The organism is Nostoc sp. UHCC 0302 (assembly GCF_038096175.1).
Classification (GTDB): domain Bacteria; phylum Cyanobacteriota; class Cyanobacteriia; order Cyanobacteriales; family Nostocaceae; genus UHCC-0302.
The window spans coordinates 1054211-1069692 of sequence record NZ_CP151099.1 but is presented as its reverse complement, the minus strand read 5'-3'; the positions used below and the strand labels follow the sequence as shown (position 1 = coordinate 1069692).

General features: G+C 39.3%; 13 protein-coding genes and 1 pseudogene. 8 read left to right on the top strand and 6 right to left on the bottom strand.

The window, feature by feature from the left end; translation table 11 throughout:
- Positions 1-60 precede the first annotated feature (60 nt).
- Both WKK05_RS04390 and WKK05_RS04385 read right to left on the bottom strand, forming a co-directional pair.
- Positions 61-1008 carry a hypothetical protein gene (locus tag WKK05_RS04390; protein ID WP_341528566.1) on the bottom strand — a complete coding sequence of 316 codons (948 nt, stop codon included), beginning with the start codon at positions 1006-1008 and terminating at the stop codon, positions 61-63.
- A 67-nt stretch (positions 1009-1075) separates the two neighbouring features.
- Entirely contained in the window at positions 1076-2563 is a 1488-nt protein-coding gene (locus WKK05_RS04385) for a galactose oxidase-like domain-containing protein (protein ID WP_341528565.1), read from the bottom strand.
- Between the two features lie 917 nt (positions 2564-3480).
- Here WKK05_RS04385 and WKK05_RS04380 point away from each other — a divergent pair.
- A complete protein-coding gene (locus tag WKK05_RS04380; RefSeq protein WP_341531018.1) occupies positions 3481-4500 on the top strand; it encodes a potassium channel protein in 1020 nt (339 codons plus the stop codon).
- Positions 4501-4632: 132 nt separating this feature from the next.
- Here the strand turns inward: WKK05_RS04380 and WKK05_RS04375 are convergent, their stop codons facing one another.
- Together WKK05_RS04375 and WKK05_RS04370 are read right to left on the bottom strand one after the other, a co-directional pair.
- Positions 4633-6348, bottom strand: a complete 1716-nt coding sequence (locus tag WKK05_RS04375) for a fumarate reductase/succinate dehydrogenase flavoprotein subunit (RefSeq protein ID WP_341528564.1) — start codon at positions 6346-6348, stop codon at positions 4633-4635.
- Positions 6349-6417: 69 nt separating this feature from the next.
- Positions 6418-7521: a sulfonate ABC transporter substrate-binding protein gene (locus WKK05_RS04370; protein WP_341528563.1), complete on the bottom strand. Its 1104-nt coding sequence runs from the start codon at positions 7519-7521 to the stop codon at positions 6418-6420.
- 509 nt (positions 7522-8030) lie between these two features.
- Between WKK05_RS04370 and WKK05_RS04365 the strand changes: the two genes are divergently transcribed.
- The 4 genes from WKK05_RS04365 (at position 8031) to WKK05_RS04350 (ending at position 11696) form a co-directional block, all read left to right on the top strand.
- Positions 8031-8729 carry an HAD family hydrolase gene (locus WKK05_RS04365; RefSeq protein ID WP_341528562.1) on the top strand — a complete coding sequence of 233 codons (699 nt, stop codon included), beginning with the start codon at positions 8031-8033 and terminating at the stop codon, positions 8727-8729.
- 18 nt (positions 8730-8747) lie between these two features.
- Positions 8748-9437, top strand: a complete 690-nt coding sequence (locus tag WKK05_RS04360; RefSeq protein ID WP_341528561.1) for a class I SAM-dependent methyltransferase — start codon at positions 8748-8750, stop codon at positions 9435-9437.
- A gap of 422 nt (positions 9438-9859) precedes the next feature.
- A complete protein-coding gene (locus tag WKK05_RS04355) occupies positions 9860-10219 on the top strand; it encodes a VOC family protein (protein WP_341528560.1) in 360 nt (119 codons plus the stop codon).
- Between the two features lie 583 nt (positions 10220-10802).
- Positions 10803-11696 (top strand): transposase family protein, encoded by an 894-nt coding sequence (locus WKK05_RS04350; RefSeq protein WP_341525207.1) that lies wholly within the window; start codon positions 10803-10805, stop codon positions 11694-11696.
- Positions 11697-12332: 636 nt separating this feature from the next.
- Here the strand turns inward: WKK05_RS04350 and WKK05_RS04345 are convergent.
- Positions 12333-12509, bottom strand: a complete 177-nt coding sequence (locus WKK05_RS04345; protein ID WP_341528559.1) for a hypothetical protein — start codon at positions 12507-12509, stop codon at positions 12333-12335.
- Positions 12510-12786: 277 nt separating this feature from the next.
- Here WKK05_RS04345 and WKK05_RS04340 point away from each other — a divergent pair, with 277 nt between their 5' ends.
- A complete protein-coding gene (locus tag WKK05_RS04340; RefSeq protein ID WP_341528558.1) occupies positions 12787-13014 on the top strand; it encodes a hypothetical protein in 228 nt (75 codons plus the stop codon).
- A 45-nt stretch (positions 13015-13059) separates the two neighbouring features.
- On the opposite strand, the gene WKK05_RS04335 is transcribed toward WKK05_RS04340, so the two are convergent.
- Positions 13060-14199 carry an MFS transporter gene (locus tag WKK05_RS04335; RefSeq protein ID WP_341528557.1) on the bottom strand — a complete coding sequence of 380 codons (1140 nt, stop codon included), beginning with the start codon at positions 14197-14199 and terminating at the stop codon, positions 13060-13062.
- 179 nt (positions 14200-14378) lie between these two features.
- On the opposite strand from WKK05_RS04335, the pseudogene WKK05_RS04330 reads away from it, so the two are divergent.
- Both WKK05_RS04330 and WKK05_RS04325 read left to right on the top strand, forming a co-directional pair.
- Positions 14379-14772, top strand: a pseudogene (locus tag WKK05_RS04330) (transposase); the annotation flags it as partial.
- A gap of 237 nt (positions 14773-15009) precedes the next feature.
- A complete protein-coding gene (locus WKK05_RS04325; RefSeq protein ID WP_341528556.1) occupies positions 15010-15303 on the top strand; it encodes a hypothetical protein in 294 nt (97 codons plus the stop codon).
- Positions 15304-15482: the final 179 nt, after the last annotated feature.

The following is a 15482-nucleotide window of genomic DNA, read 5'->3' as shown; positions in this document are numbered from 1 at the left end:
GAGGGACGGTTTTGCTTAGTAAAACCTCTTAAAATCTAAAGAGAATAAGCCTTAGAACTTTTACGTGGGAGCAAGCGTAATTTTAGTAGCGTCAAAGTTTTGTATCCGAGTCATGTTTCCACTATCTCTATCCACAATATACGAGGCATTCGGTGATGTATACCTCATAGCTCCAAAAGCGATGAGTTGACCTGTGGCAGAACACAATAGGCTTTCTAAGCCATTGTTCCAGGCTTCACCGTTGATTTTGAGTTGTGCCAATATAACGGGCTTTTTCCGTTCTGGGTCTAGCTGTACTAGAGTTGTGTCGCCATCTGCTCCAAGTAGAACTGTATAGAGTTTCCCATCTGGACACTCAGCTAAACTACTCACCCGCTCATTCTGCGGCAACTTAAACTTATCAATCAAACTAATCTCGCCTGTCTGAAGGTCAATAGCCACTAGTTTGATGGGTGGCGTACCATTTTTTTTACCGACTAGACCAATGAGTCGCCCGTCATTAGTGCCTAATACACTGCTAAGTTGCTCATTTTTTTTCAGTCCTGAAATTAACAGAGTTTTTATCGGCGTACTCAAAAGTGTAATCCGGGTAGGTGTAGCCTCTTTTTTACTAGCGCTAACAGGAGTTATAGCTACAACAAGTGTGCCATCCTTTAAGGAAGTCAAGCCAGTTAATGCTTCGTTAGTCTCTAATAAAGCTTTAGTTAGCCCAGAGATTGGTAGAGTCTGAAGATTATTTGTCCCCGTGTTTAAAGACTGCACAACTAATCCGACAGGAATACTAGCTGTAGGTAAATTGTCAGGGGCTGTACTGTCTAATTCAGTAGTATTTACCTCCGGACTAGCTGTTTCGTCACTGATGATAGGGCCAGAACTCACACCTATGATATTGATATTTACACTAGATGTTTGTGCAGAGGCCTTATTGGCTAGATAACTGATTCCAGATGCTACAGTTCCAGCGATCGCTAATTGGCCAAACCGTCGGCGTGATAGTTTATAATTCATTTTTCCACTTCCACAATTACTAACTCTTATCGGTCAAAGGCAATGTATTAGACATGAATGGGCAAAGCTAAAATAATCGCGTCCAAGTTGCTACTGACGGCGTTCCATTATTGTCAGTAATAAAAAGCATGTACCAGCCAGGTGGTGCGATGTTTCGATTGCTCGTGACTGTCGCCTGGAGAGAAGTAGCGCTCCTAGAATTAATCGGGACATCAACTAGTCTTTGCTCTGTATCACAGGAATGGGTGGTTGCACTAGGCCTAATCAAACTCACCCATTTAATGTTGCTAGCTTGAGGTGTCTGAATCGTAAATTTTAGTCCGTAGCTCAAAGTTGTAGGAGCGCTCCCAATAGTTGGTCGTGAGCGCGATATGTATGCCGGACTATAAATTTCTAGCCGCAATTCATTAACAGTCCGGTTAGGATTTCCCCCAGCTGCAACTACCCTCCCATCTGGCAAAAGTAAAGCTACCGAGTGATATACGCGAGGGACACTTTGTTTCGCTACTACTTTCCAAGTATTCGTAGCTGGATTGTAAATTTCTGCTGGTAGCATTGATTGTGTTGTGTCCTCACTCATTTTGCTGCCATTACAAACAAACACAGTACGGTCAGGCAATATAACTGCGCTGTGATGCATACGGGCATTATTTAAGGACGGTGCTGCCACGTAAGTTGGATTAGTAGCTTTTAAATCTACGATATTGACTCTGTTCGTTGCTGTAGTACTAGTACCTCCGCCGATAATCATCACCCTCTGATCTTGTGCAGGTGGTAGCAGTACGCTGGCAGCTTGATTTCCGGAACCAGAAGCTTGTAATCCTGACACTGCCTGTTCTGTAGGTTTTTGCGTGAATGCTTCAGGCAAGGTTAGTATCCGTGGCGTCACCCCATTGTTACCACCCATCTGGGCGCCTGAAAAAAAAATCTTTCCACTATCTAATAGAAACAGGTGTGCGTATTGCGGGAAGGAACTAGTCGCTGGAAAAGCGTTCCAACCATTTGCAAAGCTAGCAGAATAAATTTCTGGTTGTTTGTTCAGGTTGCCATTTTTATCTTGCCCCGACAGAGCAAAGATACGCCCGCTACCCAGGGTTAACACAGTAGGATACCAGCGACCATTATTCATTGATGGCTTCTTGACCCATTTCTCTGTGCTTGGATCAAAAAACAGCGCAGACGGCGAACCATAAAATGGGTCGTATCGCAAAGTTCCACCCGTAACCATTAAGTCGCCTTCTGAGCGGAAGGAGTGACCAGCGCAAAAAAGGTCAATAGGTTCGCCTGTACTATCCAACGGAGGCGATTGATAGGAAAAGGTTTTGTTTTTGACATCCCACACCACACTGTTGTAGGGAGTATTTAATCGGCTAGGATCATTACCTGAGCCACAGAAAAACAATATTTTACCAGTACGAAGTAGAGCAGCATGGATAGGTAGGATAGGCGCATTGTATGGCAATACTTCCCATTTATCTGTGGTACTAGCTTGAGCTATCAAAGTTCCTTGCTCCATTTGTTCTAGGAGCATAGCTTTGTCTTGAAGTTCAGTCACTTGTAATTTTCCTTATTTTGAAAAAATAGCAACTGAAACTACTAGAGCTGAATGACACTAACATCAGTCAGCAAGCCGAATCACCGGAATAAACGAGACACAATAGAATGTTTTTATTCTAACGTTATAAAATTTACTGCCTTCATATAGAACAAATATATATACCAGTAGGCTGAGATTTTATGCATAACAAAAAAATATGCAAGTTATTGCCTAATTAGCATCCTTTCTCTTAGAGACATGAGCTAATAACTCTTGTTTTTAGAAAGCTATAAACAAATTTTCTTTTATTTTTTTACGGAAAATAGTGTTTAATGTTATTTTTTTTACAAACGTCGCTGGGCGTATATTGTAATTACAAAAGCTGTAATAAATTAAACAGTTTATTATAAGTGTCTATATAACATAACATTGCATAATTTCACCTCGCTAGGTCAGAAAGTGTGACTTTTTTGATAACTTCAAAATAAAAATCATTGCTAAATTTCTTAAAATAGCATTCGCAGGGGGGATTTCATTTGTATTCTCCCCAGTTAAAAATTGCTGTTTCTCTAGATATCTATAGTTTGAGGTTATTGAGTAATTTATTTAAAAACTTTAGACAATACTCCCATCGTATCGAGTTCAATAATCACTTCAATACTTTACGGATATATAGCTAAACTAATAAAAACTTGAAAAAGGCTATGGAGCTAACAGGCTCCCTACTGTTAAAATAAGCATTGGTTGAGTATAATAATGAGGTATAAATATTTACTAAAAATTAGTTAATTGCTAAACTGGTAAACAAAATTAGTACATAAGTACTAAATACTGATAAAGACTAAAAATTTAGTAAGAAACAATAGGCTAAAAGCATTGAGCTTACCTTATAAGTGATACTTGAACAAAAATATCAACGTATCCAAAAAGAGCTAATGGCAGGGGCGATCGCTCTTGGCGGTGTTTTCCTGATTGGCACTTTGTGGTATCACCTAGTAGAAGGCTGGTCATGGGAAGACGCAGCTTACATGACGGTAATTACCTTAGCTACTGTGGGATATGGAGAAACTCACCCACTGGGTAGCCGCGGACGATTGTTTACCATTGCCCTGATTTTGTTGGGTGTGGTCAATATCGGTTACATTGTCAATAGATTTACAGAAGCCGTAATCGAGGGCTATTTTCAACAAGGAATTCGACTACAGCAACAAAGGCGGTTAATGGAATCCTTATCAGGACATTACATCATCTGTGGATTCAGTCGGACTGGTCGTCAAATTGCCAAAGAATTTCGAGCAGAAGACGTATCTTTTGTAGTGATTGATTCCGAGACAGAATCTGTGCAAAGAGCGCAGGGAGAAGGTTACACCGTATATCAAGGTGATGCAACACTAGACGATACGCTGTTGAAAGTTGGTATTGAACGGGCGATTTGCATTGTCGCGGCGCTCCCCTCGGATGCAGAAAATTTATATACAGTATTGTCAGCAAAAACACTGAACCCAGAAATTCGAGCGATCGCCCGCGCAAGTACAGAAGAAGCTTTGCAAAAGTTACAACGTGGTGGTGCAGATGCGGTGATATCTCCTTATATCACTGGCGGTAAGCGGATGGCAGCTGCGGCACTCAGACCCCAAGTGTTAGATTTTGTAGATGGAATGCTCACAGGTGCAGACCGCCAGTTGTACATGGAAGAATTCTTACTTGATCCAGCTTTTTCTCCTTTTGTAGGTCAAACTTTACAAAGAGCTAGGTTGCGATCGCAAACTGGAGCATTAGTTCTAGCAATTCGTCGTGCTGATGGCAATCTCATTGGTGGGCCGACTGGCGAGACGCAGTTAATGCCAGGAGATACACTAATCTGTATGGGTACAGCTGAGCAACTGCGTACCCTAAACCAAATTTTAGTACCAATTAGTTCTGAGAAATGGCGTAAGCCTAAAAGTAATAGCTGAGGCGATAGACATCTCCATAAATTAAATATCCGTTATCCAGAACCCTTACAGAGACGTAGCACTGCTACGTCTCTACATTCTTTTTCGGAGATGTCTATTGAATTGGTATTAGTACAGGTAGATAAATAGCATTTAAAGAACTGCAACTTTATAAACTTCTTTGTCTAAATCCACGTCGATAATATAAGGCTCAACAGGACGTTTAAATAGTAGCATTTCCCCTGCCTCATCTTTCTTCAAATTGACGTGACAAAACCACTCCTCGTTATTCTTATCTGGAAAGTCTAACCGATAATGATACAGTCCCCAACGACTTTCTCGCCGATATAAAGATGCACCTGCTGCCATCTCTGCACAGTCGCGGATAAAATGCACTTCCATACAGCGCATGAGTTCGTGAGGATCACGCGCTCCCATTTGCTCTAAAGTCTCGTGATAGCGAACAAAATTAGTCAGCCCAATTGCCATTTTATTACCTGACTTGGGCGGTTGCAGGTAATCATTTACCAAGCGGCGCAACTTATATTCTACCTGTGTATGGGGAATCCCATTCGGTTGATTCAAAGGCGCATAAATTCTGGCTTTTTCTGCTTCTAAAAAGCCAGAATCTGGTTCCAAATGCTCCAAGTCTTGAATATATTCAATGGCATGAGTTCCTGCCAATCGCCCAAACACAAATGCCCCAATCATATAGTTATGGGGAACACTGGCCATATCTCCGGCAGCATACAATCCTGGAACTGTTGTTTGGGCATTCTCATTCACCCAAACCCCAGAAGCACTATGACCACTACACAAACCAATTTCAGAAATATTCATTTCAACGCCGTGGTTACGGTAGTCTTCACCTCTACCTTCGTGGAAGCGTTCCCGGCTTGGTCGTTCGTTTGACCAAAGAATTGATTCAATTTCAGAAATTGTATCCTCATCTAAATGAGTCATTTTCAGCTGGACTGGGCCTTTGCCAGAGTTTAATTCCTTCCAAATCTCTAGCATCATTTGACCGCTCCAGTAATCGCAATTAATAAAGCGGTGTCCTTCGGCGTTGGCGGTGTATGCACCAAAGGGGCCAGCAACGTAAGCACAGGCTGGGCCGTTATAATCTTTCATCAAGGGGTTGATTTGGAAGCACTCAATATTGCTCAGTTCTGCTCCCGCATGGTAAGCCATTGAATAACCATCCCCGGCATTGGTGGGGTTTTCATAAGTGCCATATAGGTAGCCTGATGCAGGTAGTCCCAAACGTCCGCAGGCTCCCGTGCAGAGGATGACGGCTTTGGCTTGAATAATGACGAAATCGCCGCCACGTACATCAAACCCAACTGCACCAATCGCTCTACCATCTTTCACTAAAACTCTCGTTGCCATGACACGATTTGTCACGTTCACTTTATGGCGCTTGACTTGCCGTGTAAGAATTTGCTTGAGGTCTTTGCCTTCTGGCATCGGCAAGACGTATTTACCGACTCGATGCACTTGTTTGAGGTCATAGTTGCCTTGGGGATCTTTTTGGAACTTCACCCCCCAGCTTTCTAGTTCTTGAATTGTTTCGTAGCCTAGCTTACCTGTTTGATAGACGGCTTTTTGGTGGAGAATGCCATCGTTGGCAATGGTGACTTCGCGCACATACTGTTCTGGCGTGGAGTGTCCGGGGATGACGGCTGTATTTACGCCATCCATACCCATTGCGATCGCACCACTGCGACGAATGTTGGCTTTTTCTAGAATTAATACCTCGCGATCGGGATTTGCTTGTTTAGCTTTAATTCCTGCCATTGTTCCCGCAGTACCGCCGCCAATGACTAACACATCTGTCTTAATCCACTGTGTATTCACGTTTGTCACCATGTAATCTCCACTTTTCAAAATACTCTTGCTATATCTATGAAATAGCTAGCGGTAAAATTGTTATGTGAGTTATTTACTGCTTTGTAAAACAATCTCTTTGACTTTAATTTCTTTGGGAATCAATTTAATTTTGTAGAAAGTATCTGCCACATCTTGTTGTTTAGTTATTACTTCATCTGTAAGCGGAAGTACACCATACTCGCGCCGTTTTTCTGCTATCTCTAAGACAGGTTGATCTATGCCCAATGCCGGAGAAAGAAGTTTAGCAACTTCAGTGGGATTATTCTTAGCCCAATCGCTAGTTTTCTTAACTTCATCTATAACTGTTTTTAAAGCTTCTGGCTTGCTATCAGCAAAAGATTTAGCAGCGAGATAATAGCCACGATTAGGAGCTAGCCCTGTCGCATCTGTTAAAGTACGCGCGCCTGTTGATGCTTCTGCTGCGGCTAAATAAGGATCCCAAATTGCCCAAGCATCAATGTTTTTGCCTTCAAAGGCCGCACGAGCATCGGCGGGTGGGAGGCTTGCTGGCTGAATGTCGCTGTATTTTAGTCCTGCCTTTTCTAGTGCTTTCACTAATAAGTAGTTAGCATTAGAGCCTTTAGCAAAAGCGACTTTTTTACCCTTAAGTTCAGCCACACTTTTAATAGGTGAATCTTTAGGAACAAGAATAGCTTCAGCTTTGGGACTCCAAGGATCATAGGCAACATAAACTAACGGAATACCTCCTGCTTGTGCAAATATAGGCGGTGATTCTCCGGTATAGCCAAAGTCAATGCTACCTGCATTTAAAGCCTCTAACATCGGGGGGCCAGCAGGAAATTCTGACCAAGTTACAGAAGCACCAGAAGTTGCAAAAGCTTTTTCTAATTGCTTATTTGCCTTTAAGGCATAGAGGATAGTTGATGCTTTTTGGTAACCAATGCGAACTACTGTACCGTTAGCAGTTGCTGCACTGGAGTTAGCTGCCTGAGTTGTTTGTGATGTAGGTGCTGTCTGGGTTGTCCCAGCGTTGTCAGTTGTGCTTGGAGAGCAAGCAGAGACAGCCAAAGTCAAACCAAGTCCGACTGCAAAAAGTAGTGAAAAAGTACGGATTCTCGGTTGTTTGAATCTCTGGAATAAAGCGTTGAGAATACCTAAAAGTCGGCCTAAAGAGAACTTAGTCAACATCATGACTCTGCTTTAAGGAATAATTAGACTTCAGCAATATTACGGCAAAACAACGCTAAATAGATATAATTACCGTAGATTAAAATTATAAAAATTGACATAGAACTGGAATGGAAGTGATTTTAATGAATAACGGATTTTCCTAAAATGGTGTGCGATCGCAAGTTATGGGTTTTGGAGACATTCTCATGCAATCTATGGAATTCTCTGATCAAAGCATACTACAGTTAATCTATCCAGTTATTGAAGTATACAAGAAATTAGGCTGAGCAACAAATTACTAAGTAAATTTAACTATGTTAAAAAAAATACTATCCAGAAGCATAGGGATAATCTGCGTTTTACAGCGATAACCACAAAAACAGATTATCAAGCCATTATTGAAGAATATCTCGACTGGCTACGCCAAACTGGTTTTCACACAGCTTGTTTATTTCTACACTGTCAGCAGCTTTGCTAGTGCGCTTGGTGCGATCGCGCACTCTTAACAGTAGTTAAAAACTAAATTAATAATGAAATATTTATTATGGGATTTTGACAACACACTTGGTTATCGAGAAGGAATGTGGAGTGGAACTTTACACTCAGTATTAGAAAGTAATGGAATTTGCAATATCAAATTAGAAGATGTTCGTCGGCTCCTCAAAAACGGCTTTACTTGGCACTACCCTGAGACTCCCCATAACATTTTTTTTAATGGTAGAGCATGGTGGGAGTATATGACTGAATATTTTGTGGAAATATATGAAAAATTAGGCATCAGTAAAAAAGATGCTATAAAATTTGCTGCACTAGTACAAAGGGAATACAAAAATCTCAGCAAATGGCATATATATGATGATGTGATTTCTACATTGGAAGTTGCAAACAGCAATAATTATCAAAATGTTATTTTATCAAATCATATACCTGAACTTGACGAAATTATAGATAATTTAGGCATTAAAGATTACTTTACTTCTATATATACCTCTGGAAAAATTGGTTATGAAAAGCCAAACCTTCAAGTTTATGATTATGTCATAAAAGATTTAAAAATTGAAAAAACACAATGTTTGATGATCGGAGATAACTATGATGCCGATGTTGCTGGAGCCTTACGCGCCGGAATCAAAGCCATTCTAGTAAGGAAACCAAATGAAAATAATTATAGATTTTATTGTAAAGACGTAAACGGAATAATAGAAATAGCAAGAAATATATTGTTATAATCTACGAGGAAATACAGGATGACAGATAATATTCTTCAACAACAAATTGACTATTACCGTGCTAGAGCAAATGAATATGATGAGTGGTTCTATAGAATAGGACGCTATGATCGCGGTGAGGTAAACAACCAGCGCTGGTTTGAAGAAATAGCTGTTGTCAAAAGTGCAGTACAGCAAATTGTAGGGGTAAATGATATTTTAGAGTTAGCCAGTGGCACAGGAATCTGGACACGGGAGCTTTTAAATATTGGTAAAAAAATTACTGCAATCGATGCTTCTAAAGAAGTGATTGCAATTAATCGCTCTAAGTTAAACTCTCCGATTGTTGAATATCAGCAACTTGATTTATTTACATGGCAACCTGATACTGAATATGATTTGGTGTTCTTTGCATTTTGGTTGTCTCATGTGCCGCCAACCTTAGTAGACTCATTTTTAGCAAAAGTTTATCAATCTGTTTGTATTGGTGGACAAGTGTTTATCATTGACTCTCGCTTTGAGCCTACATCTACGGCTAAAGATCATACCTTAGAAAACGACAGAAATATATATATAACCCGCAAGTTAAATGATAAACAGGAATATCAAATTGTCAAAATTTTCTATCACCCTGATGAACTTCAAGAGAAGCTAAATCAAGTGGGTTTTGACGCTGATGTCAAGATTACAGATAAGTATTTTATTTATGCACATGGAAAAAAGATTTAGTAAATACCTTAAAAGTAGAAAGTTTGCTTTTTTAAGAATAAAAAATATGAATAAATTAAAATCTCTTTTTTAAAGGGTTTTTGTAGAATACATATAGGTGTGATTGGCTTTGCGATCGCCATAACATTGCATGAGTAAACCTCATAGACTTATTTTCTCTAACACCCTACTCAAACCCAATACTGATGCCTCATCGTGTATATATATTTGTGATAGTTATACCGATGACTTTTATGGAGCTAAAGGTGTAATGACGAAATGCATTTTGATTGAAAAAGAGCAATGTTATCTTGAGCTAGATGAGCAGGGAGTTGAACACCTTTTCTAAATTGAAGATAAGCTATTTCTTTATCAATCTCATTAAACTATGATGCCAATTAAGCACGTTAAAATACATATGGCTGTCTAACAGACAGGTGGCAATGCAAATTCTCAAAGTACTAACCAGAGTTTATCTCAATCCAACAGACTTGGATGATGCGATCGCTTTCTATGAAAACCTCTTCAAGGAAAGCTGCTGGTTATTGTTTCAATATTCCGAGACTGATTTAGAACTAGCGGGTGTGGGTTCTATCCTTTTAATTGCTGGTTCGGCTGAAGCACTTTCCCCATTCAAGAGTACACAGGCAACATTCCTCGTTGACTCACTCCATGATTTTCGAGAGGCACTTACTGAACAGGGTGCAGTGATTCTGGCAGAACCGAATAAAGTACCTACTGGAGCCAATATGCGAGCTAGGCATCCTGATGGGACAATTATAGAATATATTGAATTCGGTTGATTACAGGGCTTAGGAAGTGAGCCAACGTTAGAAAAGCAGTGTGTTGGTTGTGTTTTACTCATGAGCAATTGCCGTTAGCGAGCTTGCGTATCGCTAAAGCGAAAGCTCTGCTAACGCTTTGGCCTCGTCGAGAGCGTCACCCGAAGGGCGAAGGCAGGGAATAAGCGAGAATAATAACTATTATGATTTTTAAATTGACAAAGAACTGTTGTGAAATGCTACACTCATTGCCCTATATCTATTTCAGGGTATTTCGTCACCTCTCAAGCAATTAAACACATCAATTGTTGCTTTTATTACAGGTTGGGATTTTATTCTTGATGCTTTATTTTTATCAGGCTTTTCGTGAATTGGTATGACTACCATAGGATAATTTTTGCTGCTCTCTAGGTGTATTTGTACTATTTCAAGCTGTGTGCTGCTACCTTGAGTCGAGCGTGAGCTTCTTCAACCGGATTCAACAAAGAAGCTATCGGTGCATGGATAGCGATCGCCCTTCATTAAACTTGTCCGAAATATTAACTTAGGAAAAGAAAAATGGTAAAACGTTAGATTGGGCGTCTACCATTTTCCACAATTAGTTATGATTTTAGATTATATACAAAAGTATCCACTACGAACAAAACAGATTTTAGGGATTAGTTACGAACAATTGCAATCACTGCTAAATTGCGCCTTAAAACGAAATCGATACATCAAAGCTAAACAAGAGAGTCATAAAATTAGAATTAATGCGGCTGGTGGTGGTCGTCCCGAAAAGTTATCAACCGAAGAACAAGTATGTTTATGTCTATTTTATCTAAGACAGATGCCAACATTCCAAGTATTAGGAATGCTATTTGGTGTTTCCAAAACCGAAGCTAATGATACATTTCACGACTGGATACCAATTCTTCGTGATATATTACCTGCTAGTTTATTAGAACAAGTATCAAATAATGAAAGTGATTTACTATTTGTTCAAGAAGTATTAACAAATTTTAGGCTATTAGTCGATAGCTTAGAACAGCCAATATATAGGGATTCTGACCAAAAAGAGCAACAGAAATATTTTTCTGGAAAGAAGAGACAACATACATTAAAAAGTCTGATAATTGGCATACCAGAAGGCAAAGATATTGTAGAGGTAGAAGTAGGTGTTCCTGGGCCAACAGCAGATATAAAATTGTTTCGTCAATCTCAAAATAAATTTGATAAATCTCAACCCTTTTCAGGTGATAAAGGCTTTCAAGGAGGTGAGAATATCACTACTCCTCATAAAAAGAAACCAAAACGAGAATTAACTCAACAGCAAAAAGATGAAAATAAGGCTTTATCTAGTAATCGGATATTCATTGAACATTTGATTCGATTACTTAAAATATTCCGCATAGCCTCACAAAGATTTCGCTTAAAGCTTGAGACGTATGAGCAGATTATTTTAACAGTTTGCGGATTAGTTAGGTTAAGAATTGGTAGCTTAGTTCTGCCAACTTAGCTAGTAGCAAAAATCATAAATTTTTAGAAATTAGGAGTTAATTTTTATGCCTCTAAATTATCACTAACTATCTCAAAGCCTTATAATTACGTATTTACGAAGATATCAAAGTTTTGCCCCAAAGCTTTGAACAGTCTGGCTTTGGAATTTTCGGACAAGTCTATTGCAGTGCGATAAGCGTTCGCGAAGCGTCTCGTTGGCGCAGCCTCTCGTAGAGAAGAGAAGCTTAAGCCTTCTCCTTTAGAGACGCTAGCGCGAACGGCTATCGCGCATGGATTGTCTCTGTGTGGATTTGAAGAGCTGATGATGGTATGCCGTAGAGTGGCGAATGTAAACCATTGGTTTACACGCATCTGACTGGGTTACATCGGGGGTGGCGTTGATGCTGACGCTTAACTCTTGTGTGACGGCAGTTTTAAGATTTTTCGTTTTTTTTGCGTAAAGCATAAAGCTAACAGTGAATAGTATTACATACAAAACCCGCTATATGTAAAACCAGGGACAACAACCTAAAAGTCCCGTTATTAATCTCCACTACTTAAAACTGCTCTGTTATTTTTACCAGAGCAGTTTTTTCACTGACGTAAGATTATTTTTTCGCCTGCATTGATGCAAGCGTACCAGGGGAGCGTGAGATTAAAAGGCAAAGTTAACTGATTTGTTTAATGCAGAGGTAGACACATTGTCTACAGTAACTAACTTCACGGCTCGACCAGAACCCGCCGTGCCGTCTAGGTCAATTAAAACAACAGTATTACTGCCTTGAGAAGCAAACTGTAAGTAACCACCAGCGATCGCAGTAGTATAGTTCAAACTAGGCAAACCAGGAACACACAAATTCGCTCAACTAAAAATTACTAAAGCTCTTGCCGATATATCCAAGAAATTAAATGTATATAAATACACTTTGTTAAAATAAATATTAAGCTCAAAAATAGACTAAGACAATCTCACTAATGGTAGTAGACTATTTAGCAAATATATGAGTATCTGATGAGTTAAATTTCACAAGCCAACGGATGCAGCTTTCTCCTCAAATCGCATCTAGTCAAAACAAACTGAAGAGAAAGTAGTAAAGCGTGAAGAAACAGTGGAGTCGGGAGCCGAAGTTACTAAAGCTGCTTTGGAATTTGCGATCGCTCTGGGTGTGCTAGCGAGTTTACCATCAGCACCAGTAGTTGCGGCAGGATTGTCTTTTGTAAGTATCGGTCGAAAAGGCTTAGAACTGCTACGGGACAAAGCAAGTCAGGAAGTGATCGCTTTTCCTCTGGCTTATATACAAAGCTTTGATGCTTTAGTTCATAGCAAGATAGCTTGAAACAGAGAACCAGAATCGCCTATAAAAGAGCATTTTTCGGTTTGGCTACCGTCCGTTGCCCTGTTGCTGGATTTGAGGTCTGAGAATAATAAAAAATGCAAGCAAAGTGAAAACTAACATTTGCCAAGTCACTAAATTCCAGCCACCCAGATGCCAGCATAATAGACCAATGCTAGTACCAACAGCACCACCGATAAAATAAGTAGTCATGTAAACTGTGTTGATGCGACTATTAGATTGAGCATCAAGAGTGTATATTCTTGCAACATTGGTGACCTGCGTTGCCTGTACACCTATATCTAGTAACAGTACAGCAACAGCGATTGCTAACGCTGAACCAGAAGCAACTTTCGCGATTACTAAACTGATAATCACGAGTGATACAGCAATAGTTAAGGAACGCCGGGAGTTACCTTGATCAGCTAATTTTCCAAAAACTGGCGCCATCAATGCACCTGCGATCGCTACAAAGCCATACATTCCAATTGTGTCAGATTGAAAATTAAAAGGCGCTGCACTCAAATGAAAAGTTAGTGTTGTCCAAAACGAGCAAAAGACACCAAACAATAACCCTCCAATTAAAGAGGCTTCTCTGAGTAATGAAAAACGTTTTAATTGTTGAAGTGTTGATTTCAACAAGTCAAAATAATAACCATTAAAATTATTGTTGACATTTGGTAAGTATATCTTGAGCAAAAGAGTAACAATTAAAACCATGATTGCGGAAAAACCGTATACATAACGCCAACTCAACCATTCAGCAATATATCCGCTAAAAACCCTTGCTCCTAAAATTCCAATTAATATACCAGTAAAAATGTTGCCTACAGTTTTACCTGTAGTTACTCTATCTATACTTGCTGCTAAAGGAAGAATAACCTGAGCTGAGACTGTCGCAATCCCAATTGCTACGCTTAATATCCAAACTTCGACGATATTTTGTGAGAACGTTATACCTATCAACAACCAAAACAGACATATAAGTAGGCAAAGAATTAATTTTTTCTTGTTGATTTGATCTCCCAAAGGGATTAAAAAGAAAAGCCCAAGGCCGTAACCAACTTGTGAGAGTACAGATATACTACCTACTTCGCCTTCACTGACTTGAAAAGAAGATGCAATATCTTTGAGGATTGGCTGATTATAATAGATGTTAGCAACTGAGACACCAGCTGCAATTGCCATAATCAGTACCTGAACTTTAGTTAATGTATTAACTGAAATTTCTTTTTGCATTCAACTTAAGTACACTAGAGTTTAGTTGCTTAGTTCAAGTTAATACAAAAAGCAGAATGGTATAGTGTTTATTGCTCAAGTTAATGCAAAAAGCTGGCGCAAGACTGAAACTAATTCCAACGATTTTGCAGACTTTAGTTGATAGTCTGGGATTGTTGTTGAAAGTGGTTCTCAGTGAAGCAAATGGTTCAGAACGAGTACTTGCTGCCTATGCTTTGATGGAACTTTTATAAGAGCATCCAGAATTACTGGAAAAAGTCAAAATTATGTTGGTTGATTCTGGTTATGACGGTGATAAATTTACGCTTTCAGTTTAGTTAATGATCCAAGCTCATGTTGAAGTTATACGGCGTACCGATCAAGAATTTCAGGTTTCGCCCAAGTTAGGTAGTAGAAAGAACATTTGGTTGCTTGAACCAGTACCGTCGTCTTAGTAAGGATTATGAACATCTTCCAGAAATGAGTGAAGCTGCCATATATGCCGTTGTGACTCGTATTATGCTACGTAGTCTAGTCCTCTAAAGATTTACTTTTATAAATTGTCTCTTAACTGTCTTAACTGTCTTAACTGTCTTAACTGTCCATTTAAGTGACTTAAAATGCTATTGCATTTTATTGATAAATCTGAGATTATCTGTTTATTAAAATAATTGTGAAAAACAATAAAATAAAAAATTTCTATTTTTCATTAGGCTAAATAGTCTCTTCTTGCAATTTATAATCTTTAACTAGCAAAATAAAACTTTGAGGGTGATTAAAATGAACGAAATCGTTAAAAAGCTTGCTGGACTGCGACTTCCTGGCGTAATTCTCGTGATTCTAGCGGTTACATCAGGAGGTAGTTCCGCCGCCGTTGCAGCTACCCTTACACCATTAGGAGGTCCGTTTGGTATCGTCGGAGGTATAGCCCTGCTTGGTCTAATAACTGTTGCAGGAGATGCCGTAGCTGGATATGGAATAGAAGCCATTCTCAAGGCTATCTATGAGGAACGAAGTAAAGCTGAATCTGTGACGTTTCTCCTCAATGAAATTAAATATTTACCAATTACATAAGAGCTAAAACTCAAACTGAAAAATTCACTGAGACCAGAAAATAGTACTGTTGCCCAAAAGGTTGAGATTCCAAAAGTAGTTGAAATCGTTGAGGAATAAATTGTAACTTCTCAATAGGTACTGGGAAAGAGCGGAGAGTTTTTATTAACTCTACTGTTACCTGATATAGCAGTCCTAAA